The following is a 17,711-nucleotide window of genomic DNA, read 5'->3' as shown; positions in this document are numbered from 1 at the left end:
TGGAACATTGTGCAGACTTTCTCTCGTTTACAGACGGCGCGTCGCGCACGCCGTAAACCGGAATACCACGTGCCGCCAATGCGCAAAATAATAAGCGCGGTGCAATGTAGGTAAAGTCCCCGGTACAAATGCGTGGTAACACTTTCAGGAGGATTTCCTGTGAACAAGTCAATGTTAGCCGGTGTGGGTATTGGTATTGCAGCCGCTCTGGGTATTGCTGCGGTTGCCAGTCTTGACGTTTTCTCTTCCGGTCCGCAATACGCGCAGGTACTCGCCGCAACGCCGATCAAAGAAACCATCAAAACCCCGCGTCGGGAATGTCGCAATGTGACCGTCACTCACCGTGCGCCGGTGCAGGACGAAAATCGTATTGCCGGCTCCGTGCTGGGTGCGGTCGCCGGCGGCGTCATCGGTCATCAGTTCGGTGGGGGACGTGGACGTGACGTCGCCACGGTCGTCGGCGCATTGGGCGGCGGCTATGCCGGTAACCAGGTGCAGGGGGCGATGCAGAATAACGACACCACCACCAGCACGCAGCAGCGTTGCAAAACGGTCTACGACAAATCACAGAAGATGCTGGGTTACGACGTGACCTACAAGATTGGAAATCAGCAGGGCAAGATCCGCATGGATCACGATCCCGGCACCCAGATCCCGTTGGATAAAAGCGGCCAACTGGTGCTGAACAAAGCCTGATCGCCCGATAAGAATTAAACCCGCGAACAGTGTTAGTTCTGATCGTTTAACCCAGTTAAGCGAGCGGCATTAATATTGGCGCGGGTTTCTGTCTATTTGCTCCCCACCGTTTTGCCTTCAGGCCAGTTCTGACGCGATTTCTGACCTAATGTATCCGTGCGATTTATCCGGGCATACCTTCAATAATGCAACAGTGTTTGTTATATTATTGTGCAGTTGAGTGGGTGTGATGGCGTTATCTCATACCGACCCAGTCCAAGTATTTAGTCTCCCGGAGACAGAGATAAAAACATGTTAGATTTTCGCTTTCCGACTGCAATGCAAATGGTACTTAGCGTGGCCGTGGCTGAAAAGCTGGGTGTGCGTTCGACCAGCGCGGTGCTTGCCGCCGGTCTGGAAGCTAACCCCAGTTTTATCCGCAAGCTGATGGTGCCCTTGACCAAAAATGGCATCATTGTCTCGACCCTGGGCCGTAACGGCTCGATTCACCTGGGGCGCCCGGCGGAGCAGATCACCCTGCGGGATATCTATCTGTCTGTTATCGATGACAAACGCATTTGGGCCGCCCGGCCGGAAGGGCCGGCACGTTGCCTGGTCAGTGCCAACGCCTGCTGGTATTTCAAGTCGGTGGTGAACGAAGCGGAAGAGGCATCGTTAAACGTACTGGCGCGCTACACGGTGGCGGACTCTCTGGCTGAACTGGAGCGGGGCGATAAGCGTGCCTGCGCAGCGTATGCGATGCAAGACGTAGACGTAAAAGACGAAGAGACAGCGGAAAAATAAATCACGCTAAACGCTAAAACAAAGAAAAAGCCCGGTTTTTAAACCGGGCTTTTTTATGGCTGACAAAGTCCTTTGTCGTTAAAAACTCTGATCTTGGGATGAAAATAAACAAAGAATTATGTCTTCTGCTCTATCCCAAACATCCGAAAATCCCATTTTTCGGGTGTTTGTCATCAGACTAAGCCCGGTTTTTAAACCGGGCTTTTTTATGGCTGACGCAAACGCAGCGTTATGCCGTTTGCTGGCGTAGCTTACGCGTGACCATACGACGCAGGGTCACGTAGAACACCGGGGTCAGGAACAACCCGAACAGCGTGACGCCCAGCATGCCGGCAAACACCGTGATACCGGTGACGCCGCGCACTTCTGCACCGGCGCCGTGTCCCAATATCAGGGGAATGGTCCCGGCGATAAAGGCGATAGAGGTCATCACGATCGGCCGCAGTCGCAGACGGCAGGCCTCCAGTGCCGCTTCCATGATGCTTTTGCCCTGCAGCTCAAGTTCGCGGGCGAACTCGACAATCAAAATGGCGTTTTTACAGGCCAGCCCCATCAAGACCACTAACCCCACCTGGACGAACACGTTGTTGTCGCCGCCGGTCAGCCAGACGCCGAACAGCGCCGACAGCATGGTCATCGGCACGATCAGGATCACCGCCAGCGGCAGCGTCCAGCTTTCGTACAGCGCCGCCAATGCCAGGAAGGCTAACAGCACCGCCACCGGGAACACAATAATCGCCGCATTGCCCTGGGTTGACTGTTGGTAGCTCAGGTCGGTCCATTGGATGTTCATGCCGTTCGGTAACAGCTTATTGGCCATCACCGTCAGCTCGCTCATTGCCTGTGATGATGACAACACCCGAGGATCGGCATCGCCAATCAGGTCCGCCGCCGGGAACCCGTTATAGCGGATCACCGGGTCCGGGCCGTAGGTGGTGCTGATACTGACCATGCTGCCAATCGGCACCATTTCACCCTTATCGTTGCGGGTGCGCAGGTTGGCAATATCTTCCACGCTGTCGCGGAACTGACCATCGGCTTGGGCCATCACCTTCCAGGTGCGGCCGTAGCGGTTGAAGTCATTGATGTATGACGAACCGAGATAGGTCTGCAGCGTGCTGAACAATGCGTTAAGCGGTACGCCTTGCGCCTTGGCCTTGTCGCGGTCAATTTTCGCGTCCAACTGCGGCACGTTGGCCTGATAAGACGAAATAGGGAAGCCCATGCCCGGCGTTTGCATGATGGCGCCCGACATCGTATTGATCGCAGTTTGCAGCGCGCCATACCCCAGACCGGCACGATCCTGAATATACAGCGAATACCCGGAACCCTGACCGATGCCGAGAATGGGCGGTGGCATGATCGAGAAGGCGAAGCCTTCCTGGATTTGTGAAATCTTGGCGTTAATTTCGGCGTTAATCTGCGCCGCACTGCGGGTGCGGGTGTTTAACGATTCAAGCGCAAAGAACACGGTACCGGTGTTGGGCGTATTGGTGAACTGCAACGCATTCAATCCGGGGAAGGAGACGGCATCGGTTACGCCGTCGACGCTCAGGCCGATGGCGCTCATCTTGCGGATCACCGCATCGGTACGCTCCAGTGACGAACCTTCCGGCATTTTCACCCCGCCAATCAGGTAAAGTTTGTCCTGAGTCGGGATAAATCCGCCCGGCACGGTTTTAAACATCACCCCGGCGGCACACAGCAACAGCACGTACACCACAAATACCGCGCCACGCTTGCCTAATGCACGAGAAACCCCACGCTGATAACGCTGCGAACTGTTGGCAAAGAAGCGGTTGAACGGACGGAACAGCCAACCGAATAACCGATCGATCAGGCGTGACGGCATGTCCTTCGGCGCACCGTGTGGTTTGAGCAGCAGCGCGGCCAATGCCGGTGACAGGGTCAGCGAGTTGATGGCGGAAATCACGGTCGAAATGGCGATAGTGACGGCAAACTGCTTATAAAACTGGCCGGTAACGCCGGAAAGAAACGCCATCGGGACGAACACGGCACAGAGCACCACGGCGATGGCGATAATCGGGCCGGAAACTTCGCGCATTGCCTGATGCGCCGCCGCCAGCGGCGACAGGCCTTCTTCAATATTACGCTCGACGTTTTCCACCACCACGATGGCGTCGTCGACCACGATACCGATGGCCAGCACCAGCCCGAACAAACTCAACGTATTGAGCGAGAACCCCAACAGATAGAGCGCAGCAAAGGTGCCGACGATGGAGATCGGAACCGCCAGCAGCGGGATGATCGAAGCACGCCAGGTTTGCAGGAACAGAATAACCACCAGTACCACCAGCAGCACCGCTTCAAGCAGGGTGTCTATTACCGAGCGGATAGAATCGCGCACGAACACCGTAGGATCGTACGGCGATTCCCAGCTCATGCCGTCCGGGAAGCGGGTCGACAGCTCGGCCATTTTGGCCCGCACCGCATTGGACAGCTCGATGGCATTGGCACCCGGCGCCTGGAAGATACCGATCCCGACCGCATCCTTATTATTGAGCTGCGCACGCAGCGCATAGCTGCCGGACCCCATTTCAATTCGTGCTACGTCACGCAGGCGGACGATCTCGCCGTTGTCGCCGCTTTTGAGGATGATATTGCCGAACTCTTCCTCGGTTTGCAGGCGGCCCTGCGCGTTGATCGACAGCAGGTAATCACTGCGGGTCGGCATAGGTTCCGCACCCAACTGGCCGGCGGAAACCTGCACGTTTTGCTCCTGCATGGCAGAAACCACGTCAGAGGCCGTCAGCCCACGTGAAGCGACCTTGTTCGGATCCAGCCAGATGCGCATCGCATATTCGCCCGCACCGAAGATCTGTACCTGACCGATCCCCGGCAGACGGGCCAGCTCATCCTTGACCTTCAGGGTGGCGTAGTTGCGCAGGTAAAGTGAATCGTATTTGCCGGAAGGGGAGACCAGGTGCACCACCAGCGTCAGGGCCGGAGATTGTTTCTGGGTAGTGACCCCTTGCCGCCGCACATCCTCCGGAAGGCGCGCTTCTGCCTGCGCCACGCGGTTTTGCACCTGTACCTGGGCCTGGTCAGGATCGGTACCCGGGCGGAAGGTGACGGTAGTTACCAGTACGCCGTCAGAACCGGCCACTGATTTCATGTACATCATGTTTTCGACGCCGTTGATCGCCTCTTCCAGCGGCGTAGCTACCGTTTCGGCGATCTCTTTCGGGTTGGCTCCCGGGTATTGGGCGCGCACCTGTACGCTGGGCGGCACAACGTCAGGGTATTCGCTGATCGGCAACAGCGGGATGGCAATCACGCCGCCGACAAAAATCAGGATCGACAGCACCGCGGCAAAAATCGGTCGGTCGATGAAAAAACGGGAAAAGTCCATAGCTCAGAATTCCTGCTGGGGCTTAGTTAAGCGCGGAAGCATCGGCGTTGATCGCCACGGTTTTTGCTGCAACCGGCATGCCCGGCATAAACACTTTTTGCATACCGTCGACGATCACCCGATCGCCCGCAGACAGGCCTTTGCGGACAATCCGCAGCCCGTCGGCCTCGCGGCCCACCTCGATGTCTCGGCGCTGCGCCTTGCCGTCTTTATCGACGATATAAACAAACTTGCGGTCCTGATCGGTCATTACCGACTTGTCGTCAATCAGCATGGCGTTGAACACGGCGCTGCCGGGCATCTGCACCCGTGCAAACAGCCCAGGCGTAAAGCGGCGCTCGGCGTTTTCCAGCAGGGCGCGCATACGAATGGTGCCGGTGCCGGCATTCAGCTGGTTATCGGTGAAATCCACCACGCCTTGATGCGGATAGCCGTTTTCGCCCACCAGCCCGACCTTTACCGGCAGTTTTGCCGTGCGTCGGCCATCACTCTGGTAACGCAAGAAGGTGGCTTCATCCACGTCGAAATAGACATACACCTTATCAAGCGAGACCAGAGTGGTGAGCACGCTGGCGCTGTCGCCGGCGGTGACCAGGTTACCGGCGGTGATCATGGCGCGGCTGGCGCGACCGTCGATCGGGGCGATCACTCGGGTAAAGTCGAGATTCAGCTGCGCCATGTCGAACTGGGCCTGGGCCGCCAAAACGTTGCTCTGGGCCTGGGCGGCGGAGGAGCGGCGTTGTTCCCATACCTCGGTCGAAATCGCCTGGCTGCCAATCAGTTTCTCGGTACGGCTGGATTCGCTGCGGGCCAGCGCGGCCTGATTGCGTGCCCGTACCAGTTCGGCCTGAGCCTGTTCGCGGGCGGCGCGGTAGGTACGATCGTCGATGGTAAACAGCACCTGGCCTTTCTTGACTTCATCGCCTTCGGTGTAATTCACCTTGTCGATATAGCCGGAAACTCGCGGACGCAGCTGCACGCTTTGTACCGCTTCGATTCGGCCGTTAAAGGCATCCCATTGGCTGATGGGTTTGATGACCACCTCGGCGGCGCTGACGGCAGGCGGCGGGGGAGCCGCATTCTGAGCGACGCTGTTATCACACCCGGCCAGCAGCATGGCCAGCAGCGCGATTGCCGAGAGGCGTGCGCCGAAACCGATAGCGTTCTGACGGCCTGGAGAGGGGAACAATGAGTTTGGCTGGCTTGGCATTCTTTTTATTTCCAGTGGGTAAGCACGATCAGGCCATACACCCGGCCCTGTTATCCGGGTAACAACTCTGGCCTGAGGCCTGAGGCCGGCGGCAGTGCGGTTGCACCGTCATCGGCGCAACGGTTAGGTTTTGAAACACATTGTTGTCACATTAATGTATCAATATCGGTTACATTAATTGGGTGGATTATAGAAGTGCCCCTCCGTTAAATGCAATAATAAAAATTGCATTTAGTGCGAAACTGCTGCAACGTAATGACATCGGGCAGCGGAATTACCTGCCAACGTCATGGGAGCGTCAGCATGAACAGCACGGGTTTTATTACTGATTTGATTGAGTGGATTGACAATAATCTGGAAGAGAAGCTGGATATCAACACCGTGGCGGGGCGCGCGGGATATTCCAAATGGCACCTGCAACGGATGTTCAAGCGCCAGACCGGCTACGCGCTGGGGGAGTATATCCGTATGCAGAAGCTGAGGGTTTCAGCCGAGCGCCTGGCCAACAGCGGCGAGCCGATCGTCAGCGTGGCGATCTCACTCGGCTTCGATTCGCAACAGTCCTTCAATCGCAGTTTTAAACGCCATTACGGCCAAACCCCGGGCGACTGGCGCCGAGGCGGAATGCAGCCGCACATGACGGCCAACCGCCCACACTGAGGCGGATTACAGACAAAAAAAAAGCCTGAACTTGCGTTCAGGCTTTCTCTTTAAAATATGGCGGTGAGGGAGGGGTTCGAACCCTCGATACACTTACGCGTATACACACTTTCCAGGCGTGCTCCTTCAGCCACTCAGACACCTCACCGTATTTTGTTGTTGCGTACTCACTGGTGCAACGGGGCGCTACTATAGGGAGAGAGGGCGATCCGGTCAAGCAGAATTTCTTGGTTTCGGCGCGTCCGGTTAACCTGTGTTCGCTTTGCTGAAAACTACGGCGAACCGCACGCACAGGCAGTTTCGCCAGGGCGTTTCATGCGCCGCAGACAACAAAAAAGCCTGAACTTGCGTTCAGGCTTTCTCATTAAAATATGGCGGTGAGAGAGGGGTTCGAACCCTCGATACACTTTCGCGTATACACACTTTCCAGGCGTGCTCCTTCAGCCACTCAGACACCTCACCGTTTTACTTCATCGCCAACGCGTTGCGCTGTCGACGGGCGCTAATGTAGGAGAATCTGATCCCAGCGTCAACCCTCTTGTGACATAACCATGACTGTTTAGCTAAACTTGCAGCAATTTGCTGATTTCCCGAGCAATCGACCACCGGGGGGACACCTCCGCTGGACCATCATGGGGCTAAATTGCCTCACGGGCTAATATTTGTACATTTTGGTATTGGTTAGCTCAATATATCAGCAGTAGAATTATCCGTAGTGCAGTTATATGCATTAATACTGGATTATTAGTCATATGTGTCGCTAAATAGATTGGTGCAGGCACGGCGGTTTTGGCAAGGAATATCACACCGCCGCGCAGGTTGCCGGGCAAGACGCCGGCGATAACGCAGACAGGGACTGACCAATTAAATAATAATGCAGTAGAGGTTCATTTTGACTCCATCGGACTCCACAACGGCAGCGCCGCAGCGCCATGCCATCCCCCCGGGTGCCGGGGCACTGTTCTTTATCCAAATCTTCGCCACGCTGGGTTTTGCCGTGCTGTATTCCACGCTGGTGCTCTACGCCACCAAGCGCCTGGGGTTCAGCGAAGGCAGCGCCAACGCCATGATGGGCGTATTCGGTGCGTTCAACTACGGTTTGCATATGTTTGGCGGTTACATGGGCGGGCGCTTCCTCAGCAACCGCAATCTGTTCGTGCTGGGCATGGTGCTGCAGGTGATCGGTTGTGCGTTGATCGCCGTGGCGGGTGTTTGGGGGCTTTATTGGGGTCTGGCGATGTTCCTGACCGGCAGTGGGCTGAACGTCACCTGCATTAATATGATGCTGACCCAGCGCTTTAAACCGGATGACGATCGGCGCGAATCGGCCTTTTTATGGAACTACGCCGGGATGAACCTGGGGTTCTTTGTCGGTTTCAGCGTGGCCGGCTACTTCCAACTGACCGAAAACTACCGTGCGCTATTCCTGTTCGCCACCTTGGGCAACGCGGCGGCGATCGTCGTCGCCGTCAGCCGCTGGCGCATACTGGCCGATCTTAACACCCCGCTGCACGATGCCAGCCGTGCGCAATATCGCTGGCGCATGCTGGTCGGGCTGGCGGTGTTGGTGGCGCTGGTGCCCATCATCCGCGTCATGCTGACCCATGCCGAGTTCAGCGGCCATTTCGTGATTGGCCTCGGGGTGCTGATTTTCCTGATGCTATGCGTGGTAACGCTGCGCCACCATCCGCGTGACGAACGCCGCCGGATGACGGCTTACCTGATCCTGGCGTTAGGCTCTTTGGTGTTTTGGGCGCTGTACCAGTTGGCGCCGATGGGGCTGATGCTGTTCTCCGAACACAATATCGACCTGAACGTTTATGGCATTCAGGTAGCGCCGCAGTGGATCCAGAACATCAATACGCTGGTGATTGTGGTGGGGGGCCCGCTGATGGCCTGGTGGTTCAACCGCCTGCGCGCTCGCGGCTGCAATATCGACATTCCGATGCAGTTCTCCGGTTCGCTGTTCTGCATCGGGCTGGGCATGCTGGTGTTGCCGTTGGGCATCAGCCTGGCCGGTGGCGACGGGCTGGTGGCGTTCAAATGGATCGCGATCAGTTACGTGTTGCAGAGCATCGGCGAGCTGATGATTTCCCCTATCGGTTACGCGATGATCGGCAAACTGGCGCCGCCGCGTTATCAGGGCGTGATGATGGGCTGCTGGATGATGGTCACCGGCGTTGCTTCGGTGCTGGCGGGCTATGTCTCCGGCCTGATGCCGGAAAACAGCGGCAGTACCCCGCTGCAGACTAACCCTGGCTACAGCGAGGTATTTAGCATTCTGGGTTGGGGTGCCGCAGGCGTTGGCGTGGTGATGCTGATTCTGATCCCGCTGCTGCGTCGCCTGATCCGGCATGACGCTCCTGCCGCCGCCTGAGATCCCGCAGCCTAAAAACAGCCCCACTGGTCGGGGCTGTTTTCATTTTGAGCTTTAGCGCTTGCATCTGCCGGCGAATCGCGGAAGTCTGGATGCAAATGCATAAAAACAGACGGGAGCCGCGCAGATGAACATCATTTTTTACCACCCTTTCTTTAATGCCCAGGACTGGCTGACAGGCCTATCGCAGCGCCTGCCTCAGGCGACGGTGCGCGCCTGGCAACCTGGCGATGATCGCCCGGCGGACTATGCGCTGGTGTGGCGGCCGCCCTATGAGATGCTGGCGAATCGCGGAAAGTTAAAAGGGGTATTTGCCCTCGGAGCAGGGGTTGACGCCATTCTTGAACAACAGCGTCTGCACCCCGGCACATTGCCGGCCGGTGTTCCGCTGGTGCGCCTTGAGGACACCGGCATGGCGCAACAGATGCAGGAATATGCGCTGAGCTATGTGCTGCGTTATTTCCGCCGTTTTGACGAGTATCAGTTGCTGCAACAGCAGCAGAAGTGGCAACCGCTCGATCCCCATCAGCAGGATAATTTCACCATTGGCATTCTGGGGGCCGGGGTGTTGGGAAAAAGCGTGGCGCAGAAACTGACGGAGTTTGGCTTCAACGTACGCTGCTGGAGCCGCAGCCCCAAACAGATTGCCGGCGTGCAGAGCTTTGCCGGCGCAGAGCAACGCGCCGCATTTCTCGATGGCGTGCAATTGCTGATCAACCTGCTGCCCAATACGCCGGAAACCGCCGGGATCCTCAACCGGCAACTGTTCGCGCACTTGGCGCCTGGCGCTTACCTGATCAACCTGGCACGTGGCGCGCATCTGGTCGAGGACGATTTACTGCAGGCGCTGGAGCAGGGCCAAATTGCTGCCGCCACGCTGGATGTATTCGTCGAGGAGCCGTTGCCACAGGCGCATCCGTTCTGGCGTCATCCGCGTGTCACCATTACCCCGCATATTGCTGCCATCACTTTGCCGGAAGCGGCGATGGATCAGATCGCGGCAAACATCCGCGCACTTGAAGCCGGGCAAACACCGGCTGGCGTGGTGGATGTGCAACTGGGTTACTGATCTTTCGGTGATGCACCTGCTAAGCTAAATAAATAATAAACCGCGCCGGCTGCCGTATTTGTGGCTGGCCGCCAAGAAGGAGAAGCAATGTACCCCGTTGATTTACATATGCACACCGTTGCCAGCACCCACGCCTACAGTACGCTGCATGACTACATCGTCGAAGCCCGGCAAAAGGGCATCAAACTGTTCGCCATCACCGACCATGGCCCGGATATGGCCGATGCGCCGCATTATTGGCACTTTATGAACATGCACGTGTGGCCACGTCTGGTGGACGGCGTGGGTATCCTGCGCGGCATCGAGGCCAACATCAAAAACCTGCAGGGCGATATCGACTGCACCGGTCCGATGCTGGATAAAATCGACGTAATTATTGCCGGTTTCCACGAGCCGGTGTTTGCGCCGCAGGACAAAGCGGCCAATACTGAAGCGATGATCGCCGCGATGGCGCAGGGGGACGTACACATAATCAGCCACCCCGGCAACCCAAGATATCCGATCGATATTGCGGCGGTTGCTGCCGCAGCGGCCAAATACGAAGTGGCATTGGAACTGAACAATTCGTCGTTCACCCATTCGCGCAAGGGCAGCGAGGACAACTGCCGGGCGATTGCCGCCGCGGTGCGCGATGCCGGCGGCTGGTTAGCGCTGGGTTCGGATTCGCATATTGCTTTCTCGCTCGGCGGTTTCGAGCACTGCGAACGCATCATTGCCGAAGTGGAGTTCCCGCAGGAGCGAATTCTCAACGTGAGCCCACGCCGCCTGCTCGATTTTCTCGAACGTCGCGGCAAGCCGGCGATTGCGGAATTGGCCGATTTGTGACATCGTCCCGGCAAATTTTTCCGTATTGTATAAGGCATTATCATGAATGAGTTTTCCGTAGTTTGCCGCGTGCTGGGGACGCTGTTTTATCGTCAGCCGCAGGATCCGTTACTGGTGCCGCTGTTTACGCTGATCAAAGAAGGCAAGCTGCAGCAACACTGGCCGCTGGAACAGGACGAACTCTTGGTGCGCCTGCAGCAGGGTTGTGACGTCAACCTGCTGTCCAGCGACTTCAACGCCATGTTCGTCGGCAGCGAATGCAGCGTGTCACCTTTCCGTTCGGACTACGTTGAAGGGGCAACCGAAGCGGAAGTGCGTACTTTCCTGCAGCAGCGCGGCATGCCGCTCGGAGAAGCGCCGGCCGATCATTTCGGCTCTTTGTTGCTGGCGGCCTCCTGGCTGGAAGACCAGTCTCAGGAAGACGAAGCGCAGGCGCAAATCACGCTGTTTGACGACTATCTGCTGCCATGGTGCGGCCGTTTCCTCGGCAAAGTAGAAGCTCACGCCACCACCGGTTTTTACCGCACTTTGGCGCTGTTGGCTCGCGAGTCGATTCAGGCAATGCGTGACGAACTGGCGGAGTACGAACAGGAAGAAGAACAGCCGGGCGAAGAGGGCGAACAGCCTTAATCCGGTAGTGGCCGGCTGGCGCCTGATGGCGAAGTCGGCCTTTTTCCGCCATCAATGCTCCCCGCTACACAGGTTTTCATCCCCCATACGTAAACTGACAAAAAATCCCCTAATCTGACGCTTTACCGGCGGCCTGGCCTTTCTGTGCCTGCACGCCTTGTTTCCTCACGCAAAGGGTAAAGCATGAAAAATAACTGGATGCAGCAGATCCAATCGATGATTGGGCAAAAGGCCGGTTCAATCGGCGGTTCGGAAGGTATCGGCAAGCTGCTGGCCCCGACTGCGTTGGGTGGCCTGGTGGGCGTTTTGCTGGCGAATAAGTCTTCGCGCAAGCTGGTCGGCAAGTTTGGCAAGAATGCGTTGATTATCGGCGGCAGCGCAGCGGTTGGTGCAGTGCTGTGGAATAAGTACAAACAACGGGTGAAAGAAACCCACCAGAACGAACCGCAGTTTGGCCTGCAGACCACGCCGGTGGACCTGCGTGCCAAACGCCTGGTGCAGGCGCTGGTGTTCGCCGCCAAGAGCGACGGTCATATTGATGCGGAAGAAAAGCTCGCCATCGACCACAGCCTTGAACAGCTGCAGGTAGGGGAAGAAGCGCAAAAATGGGTGCAAGAGGCGATCGATCAGCCGCTGAACCCGGACTTGATCGCCCAGAGCGTGAAGAATGAAGACGAAGCGCTGGAAGTATATTACCTGAGCTGCATGGTGATCGACGTGGATCACTTTATGGAGCGTGGTTATCTGGATGCCCTGGCGCAGTCGTTGAAGATCCCGGCGGACGTCAAGCAGGGCATAGAAAACGACGTGAACGAGAAAAAACGCGAGCTGGCGTAGCGCCGCTTGGCAAGCCGGGGGGAATCGTGTCACTCTTGCCCTAATCAAGGTAAGCGGATGATTTAACAATGATGACCCCCCCTAAGGCAGAAAAACGTCCTTATCCTATTACCGTTCACGGCGACACGCGTGTGGACGACTACTATTGGCTGCGCGACGACGATCGCGCAGACCCGCAGGTGCTGGACTACCTGCAGGCGGAAAACGCCTTCACCGACGCGGCGTTGAAACCGCAGCAGGCCCTGCGCGAAACGCTGTATGAAGAGATGGTGGCGCGCATTCCTCAACAGGAACATTCGGTACCCTATGTCAGAAACGGCTACCGCTATCAGACGCGCTTCGAACCGGGTAATGAGTACGCGATTTATGTGCGTCAGCCGCAGGCGGAAAGCGAGCATTGGGACACCCTGATCGACGGTAACCAGCGCGCAGAGCAGCGAGAGTTTTATACCCTTGGCGGCCTGGAAGTCAGCCCCGACAACCAAAGGCTGGCGGTTGCGGAGGATTTCCTCTCCCGTCGCCAATACGACATTCGATTCAAAAACCTCAGCGACGACAGCTGGACCGACGAAGTGCTGGAAAACACCTCCGGCAATTTCGAATGGGCCAATGATTCAGCCACCGTTTATTACGTGCGTAAACACGCTAAAACGCTGCTGCCGTATCAGGTCTATCGCCACGTGGTGGGCACCGATCCGCAGCTTGACGAATTGATCTACGAAGAGCTGGATGACACCTTCTACGTTGGCCTGGAGAAAACCACCTCCGAACGTTTTATTCTGATCCACCTGAGCAGCACCACCACCTCGGAAATTCTGCTGCTGGACGCCGATCGCGCTGACAGCACGCCACAGATGTTTGTGCCGCGCCGCAAGGATCATGAATACGGTATCGATCACTATCATCAGCACTTCTACATCCGTTCCAACAAGGACGGCAAAAACTTCGGCCTGTATCAGAGTGAACAGGCAGACGAAGCGCAGTGGCAGACGTTGATTGCTCCCCGCATAGAAGTGATGCTGGAAGGCTTTAGCCTGTTCCGCGACTGGCTGGTGGTAGAGGAACGCAGCGAGGGGTTGACCCAACTGCGACAAATTCACTGGCAGAGCGGCGAAGTGAAGCGTATCGCCTTCGACGATCCGACCTACACCACCTGGCTGGCATACAACCCGGAGCCGGAAACCGATCTGCTGCGCTATGGTTACTCCTCGATGACCACGCCCACCACGCTGTATGAGTTGAATCTCGACAGCGGTGAACGCGTGATGCTCAAACAGCAGGAAGTGAAAAACTTTACTCCGGAAAATTATCGCAGCGAGCGAGTCTGGGTGAAGGCGCGCGACGGTGTCGAGGTGCCGGTTTCGCTGGTTTATCGCCCGGACAGCTTCGTGCACGGCAGCAATCCGCTGATGGTGTATGGCTACGGCTCCTACGGCAGCAGCATGGATCCGGCCTTCAGCGCCAGCCGCTTGAGCCTGCTGGATCGCGGTTTTGTCTTTGCGCTGGCGCACATTCGCGGCGGCGGCGAATTGGGGCAGCTGTGGTACGAAGATGGCAAACTGTTCAACAAGCAAAATACCTTCAACGACTTTATCGACGTGACGGAAACCTTGATTGCTCAAGGGTACGGCGATGCCAAACGGGTGTTCGCCATGGGCGGCAGCGCAGGCGGCTTGCTGATGGGCGCGGTGATTAACCAGGCGCCACAGCTGTTCAACGGCATCGTGGCGCAGGTGCCGTTTGTCGACGTGGTCACCACCATGCTCGACGAGTCCATTCCGCTGACCACCGGGGAATATGACGAGTGGGGCAACCCGAACGAACGGGCTTATTACGACTACATTTTGCAGTACAGCCCGTACGATCAGGTCAAGGCGCAGGATTACCCGCATATGCTGGTCACCACCGGCCTGCACGACTCGCAGGTGCAGTATTGGGAACCGGCCAAGTGGGTAGCGAAATTGCGTGAGTTGAAAACTGACGACCGCCAGCTCCTGCTGTATACCGATATGGACTCCGGCCACGGCGGCAAGTCCGGGCGTTTCAAGGCCTACGAAGATATCGCGCTGGAGTACGCCTTTATTTTGGCGCTGGCGGAGTAACCTTCTGGCGGGCGGCTGGCGCTGCCCGCTTTCTTCAGCCGATCAGGTAGTATTTCAGCGTGTGTTTCATGTCCGGGCTGAGATCATCAATGGATTTCAGCATCCAGCGCAAATAGCCGGGATCTTCCTGAGCGATGCGATCAATTTCCTGCCCACGGTATTTTCCGAACTTAAACTTCTTCAACAGCACCGGTTGTTCGGTGATTTGCGCCATTTGCTCCGGCGTCCAGCCTGAATCCTTGATGATGCGTTGCAACAGCGCGGCGGTCACGTAGCAGTCATACAACGCTCGGTGCGGATACAGCGTGGTGTCTTGCGGCAATTGAACATCAAGATTAAGCGCGTAGCGCAGATATTGGTTGCCGTATTTGATGTCCGGGTACAGGTTACGGGCCAGCTTCATGGTGCAGATCCAGGCGCCGTTCATTTCCGGCAGTACGCCGCGATCGAAAGCCGCATTGTGAGCGACATAGTAGGGGCTGCCGAGATAGCGCCCGATCGCCACCGCGATACGCGGTTTTCCTTCGACCATCTGCTCGGTGATGTGGTGAATGGCCATGGCTTCAATGCCAATCGGCCGATCGGGACTGACCAAATCGCTCATGGGATTGGCGATTATCCCGTCAATCAGATCAACGGAGGCCACCTCGACCACGCCGCCTTCCAGCCCGCAGGTTTCAGTGTCTATTACGCGTAAATTCATGGTTTCCCCAGGATGGCTGTACAGGCTTAGCTTAACGGGCCGTTACGCCAATGCCAACCTTAGAAAGCGGGGCGTTATTGCAGGCAACAAAAAACCCGCCTTGGCGGGTTTAACTACGGTTAGAAGTTCGCTTACTCGCCGGACGATTGTCCTTTCTTGGCGCGTTTGTCTGCGCGTTTTTCAGCAGGGGTTTTCAACGGCTTCTTCTTCGCATTTTTTTTGCTATCCATTCCCTTACTCATGATGGCCTCTCAGTTACCTATGGTTGGGTGGGTTGCTCAACCATTAACCCCCTTACGCCTGCGGGATGCAAGCATGAAAGCGCTCGTTTTGATTAATCGATTGTTTATAGGGGGAATTTTGTTTTTCAGGAATAGCCGCTGAAAATGTTTGATATGTTATAATATAACAATCAAATCATAACCGGAGAGCGCCATGACAGTCGTTTCCATGTTAAACCAGCAACAGCTCCTGGCCATGCCGGAGTCTGACTACATGAACCCGGCGCAGCGGGCATTTTTCCGCCAGCGCTTGCTGGACGAGCAGCAAAAACTGCTGCAGCACATCGAAGCGTTGAAGCGGGATATCGACAGCGGGGAAGTCTCGGGTGACGAAGCGGACAAGGCCGCGCGTGAAGAAGACTTGCGATTGCTGTTCCGCCAGCTGGATCGCGAAAGCCGTTTGCTGCCGAAAATCAGCGCGGCGCTGACGCGTTTGTATAACGGCGACTATGGCTATTGCCGTGAAAGCGGAGAGCCTATTGGCCTGGCACGCTTGCTGTTGCGGCCAACGGCGGAGCTGAGTATCGAAGCCAAAACCGCACAGGAAATGCGCGAGCCGCATCTGCGTAAGCGTGGCTGATTTCCCGGCTGGCTCCCAGGGGCCAGCCGGTATTTTGTCGGCAAGTCGTATTCATTTTAAGCAAACAAACCTTAACTTGTTGGGGAACGTAGGAGTTTTCAGGTTTTACCGTTGACCAAATGAGTGGCTTCGGCTTTGATGAGGGTATGACCCACAGAGAGACGGAAGCGCCATGGAACAATTACGAGGTTTGTACCCGCCGTTAGCAGCATATGACAGCGGTTGGCTGGACACCGGAGATGGCCACCGGATCTACTGGGAACTGAGCGGCAACCCGAACGGTAAACCCGCAGTCTTTATTCACGGCGGGCCGGGTGGCGGTATTTCTCCATACCACCGCCAACTGTTCGATCCGCAGCGCTACAAGGTATTGCTGTTCGATCAGCGTGGCTGTGGCCGTTCCAAGCCGCATGCCAGTCTGGACAACAACACCACCTGGCACCTGGTGCAGGACATTGAACGACTGCGCGAAATGGCCGGTGTCGATCAGTGGTTGGTATTTGGCGGCTCCTGGGGCTCAACGCTGGCTCTAGCTTACGCACAGACTCATCCGCAGCGCGTCAGCGAAATGGTGCTGCGCGGCATTTTCACCCTGCGTAAGCAGGAACTGCATTGGTACTATCAGGACGGCGCCTCGCGCTTCTTCCCTGAGAAGTGGGAACGTGTGCTGTCGATTCTTTCAGAGGAAGAACGCAAGGACGTGATTGCTTCTTATCGCCAGCGCCTGACCTCAACGGATCCGCAGGTGCAGTTGGAAGCGGCCAAACTGTGGAGCGTGTGGGAAGGGGAGACGGTAACCTTGCTGCCGAGCAGTGAGTCGGCTTCTTTTGGCGAGGACGATTTCGCACTGGCGTTCGCCCGTATCGAAAACCACTACTTTACTCATCTGGGCTTCCTGGACAGTGACGATCAACTGCTGCGTAACGTTCCGCTGATCCGCCATATTCCGGCGGTGATCATCCATGGTCGTTACGATATGGCTTGCCAGGTACAAAACGCCTGGGATCTGGCGAAGGCCTGGCCGGAGGCGGAGCTGCATATTGTCGAGGGGGCCGGACACTCATTCGATGAGCCCGGCATCCTGCACCAGTTAATGCTGGCGACCGACAAGTTTGCCGGCAAATGACACCGAGCCCGCCACTACGGCGGGCTTTAATTATTTGGATTTCGGCTCGTACGGCAGGCGCGAATACTTGTGCGATTCGGCACGGTAGTGCGCCACGCGTTCGCGGAAATAATCACGCAGGTGCTCCGGCTGTTCACGCTCAACCATTTCGGGGATCACCGGCATGTTGTAGCGCTCTTTGAACGCCACGCCGGAAGCTGCGAGATCAACGTTCACTTTGTCCATCTCTTCTTTGGAAAGCTCTGCCAGATTGTAACCCACCGTATTCTCCTTACTGTTACCGCATTGGATCAGCGCAGAAGGTAATCCACCCGGCGGCGCTTGGCAAGCCTGAAGCGCGCAGGGAGGCGAAGGTCACCAATAACCGACAACGGGAAAGGTTATTTATTATTCTGGCAGCAATGCAATTCATTTATTATTTTAAATAAGAATGATTCGCTTTTTGATTAAATATATAGA

General features: G+C 56.6%; 15 protein-coding genes and 2 tRNA genes. 11 read left to right on the top strand and 6 right to left on the bottom strand.

Annotated features, from left to right (window positions below; translation table 11 throughout):
* Positions 1–159 precede the first annotated feature (159 nt).
* Together H5P17_RS24115 and H5P17_RS24110 are read left to right on the top strand one after the other, a co-directional pair.
* Complete coding sequence (locus tag H5P17_RS24115; RefSeq protein WP_182825623.1) at positions 160–696, top strand: glycine zipper 2TM domain-containing protein; 537 nt, start codon at positions 160–162, stop codon at positions 694–696.
* 291 nt (positions 697–987) lie between these two features.
* Positions 988–1,479: an Rrf2 family transcriptional regulator gene (locus H5P17_RS24110; protein WP_182825622.1), complete on the top strand. Its 492-nt coding sequence runs from the start codon at positions 988–990 to the stop codon at positions 1,477–1,479.
* 229 nt (positions 1,480–1,708) lie between these two features.
* Here H5P17_RS24110 and sdeB read toward each other — a convergent pair whose 3' ends face one another.
* Together sdeB and H5P17_RS24100 are read right to left on the bottom strand one after the other, a co-directional pair.
* On the bottom strand, positions 1,709–4,852 hold the full coding sequence (gene sdeB / locus H5P17_RS24105) for a multidrug efflux RND transporter permease subunit SdeB (RefSeq protein ID WP_182825621.1): 3,144 nt from the start codon (positions 4,850–4,852) through the stop codon (positions 1,709–1,711).
* A gap of 22 nt (positions 4,853–4,874) precedes the next feature.
* On the bottom strand, positions 4,875–5,969 hold the full coding sequence (locus tag H5P17_RS24100; protein WP_370570058.1) for an efflux RND transporter periplasmic adaptor subunit: 1,095 nt from the start codon (positions 5,967–5,969) through the stop codon (positions 4,875–4,877).
* A gap of 396 nt (positions 5,970–6,365) precedes the next feature.
* Here H5P17_RS24100 and H5P17_RS24095 point away from each other — a divergent pair, with 396 nt between their 5' ends.
* On the top strand, positions 6,366–6,722 hold the full coding sequence (locus H5P17_RS24095; RefSeq protein ID WP_182825619.1) for a helix-turn-helix domain-containing protein: 357 nt from the start codon (positions 6,366–6,368) through the stop codon (positions 6,720–6,722).
* A gap of 58 nt (positions 6,723–6,780) precedes the next feature.
* Here H5P17_RS24095 and H5P17_RS24090 read toward each other — a convergent pair.
* A tRNA-Ser gene (locus H5P17_RS24090) sits at positions 6,781–6,870 on the bottom strand.
* A gap of 224 nt (positions 6,871–7,094) precedes the next feature.
* Positions 7,095–7,184, bottom strand: a tRNA-Ser gene (locus H5P17_RS24085).
* Between the two features lie 430 nt (positions 7,185–7,614).
* Here H5P17_RS24085 and H5P17_RS24080 point away from each other — a divergent pair.
* The 6 genes from H5P17_RS24080 (at position 7,615) to H5P17_RS24055 (ending at position 14,562) form a co-directional block, all read left to right on the top strand.
* Positions 7,615–9,099, top strand: coding sequence for a peptide MFS transporter (locus H5P17_RS24080; protein WP_182825618.1), 1,485 nt, complete (start codon positions 7,615–7,617; stop codon positions 9,097–9,099).
* A gap of 127 nt (positions 9,100–9,226) precedes the next feature.
* Positions 9,227–10,168: a glyoxylate/hydroxypyruvate reductase GhrA gene (gene ghrA, locus H5P17_RS24075; RefSeq protein ID WP_044549862.1), complete on the top strand. Its 942-nt coding sequence runs from the start codon at positions 9,227–9,229 to the stop codon at positions 10,166–10,168.
* Between the two features lie 87 nt (positions 10,169–10,255).
* A complete protein-coding gene (locus tag H5P17_RS24070) occupies positions 10,256–10,993 on the top strand; it encodes a phosphatase (RefSeq protein ID WP_044549863.1) in 738 nt (245 codons plus the stop codon).
* Between the two features lie 42 nt (positions 10,994–11,035).
* Complete coding sequence (locus tag H5P17_RS24065) at positions 11,036–11,623, top strand: molecular chaperone (protein ID WP_182825617.1); 588 nt, start codon at positions 11,036–11,038, stop codon at positions 11,621–11,623.
* A 183-nt stretch (positions 11,624–11,806) separates the two neighbouring features.
* Positions 11,807–12,460: a tellurite resistance TerB family protein gene (locus tag H5P17_RS24060; RefSeq protein ID WP_020826371.1), complete on the top strand. Its 654-nt coding sequence runs from the start codon at positions 11,807–11,809 to the stop codon at positions 12,458–12,460.
* Between the two features lie 68 nt (positions 12,461–12,528).
* A complete protein-coding gene (locus tag H5P17_RS24055) occupies positions 12,529–14,562 on the top strand; it encodes a S9 family peptidase (RefSeq protein ID WP_182825616.1) in 2,034 nt (677 codons plus the stop codon).
* Positions 14,563–14,596: 34 nt separating this feature from the next.
* On the opposite strand, the gene exoX is transcribed toward H5P17_RS24055, so the two are convergent.
* Positions 14,597–15,265 carry an exodeoxyribonuclease X gene (exoX, locus tag H5P17_RS24050; protein WP_044549867.1) on the bottom strand — a complete coding sequence of 223 codons (669 nt, stop codon included), beginning with the start codon at positions 15,263–15,265 and terminating at the stop codon, positions 14,597–14,599.
* A gap of 435 nt (positions 15,266–15,700) precedes the next feature.
* Here exoX and dksA point away from each other — a divergent pair, with 435 nt between their 5' ends.
* Entirely contained in the window at positions 15,701–16,126 is a 426-nt protein-coding gene (gene dksA, locus H5P17_RS24045; protein WP_044549868.1) for an RNA polymerase-binding protein DksA, read from the top strand.
* Between the two features lie 172 nt (positions 16,127–16,298).
* On the top strand, positions 16,299–17,252 hold the full coding sequence (pip, locus tag H5P17_RS24040; protein ID WP_020826375.1) for a prolyl aminopeptidase: 954 nt from the start codon (positions 16,299–16,301) through the stop codon (positions 17,250–17,252).
* Between the two features lie 30 nt (positions 17,253–17,282).
* On the opposite strand, the gene H5P17_RS24035 is transcribed toward pip, so the two are convergent.
* Positions 17,283–17,513: a DNA polymerase III subunit theta gene (locus tag H5P17_RS24035; RefSeq protein ID WP_020826376.1), complete on the bottom strand. Its 231-nt coding sequence runs from the start codon at positions 17,511–17,513 to the stop codon at positions 17,283–17,285.
* Positions 17,514–17,711: the final 198 nt, after the last annotated feature.

Origin of the sequence: Serratia sp. OS31 (assembly GCF_014164835.1) — a bacterium.
In the GTDB taxonomy this organism is placed as follows: Bacteria; Pseudomonadota; Gammaproteobacteria; order Enterobacterales; family Enterobacteriaceae; genus Serratia; species Serratia liquefaciens_A.
Note: the sequence above shows the minus strand (reverse complement) of the source record. Positions and strands in the feature narration are given on the sequence as shown.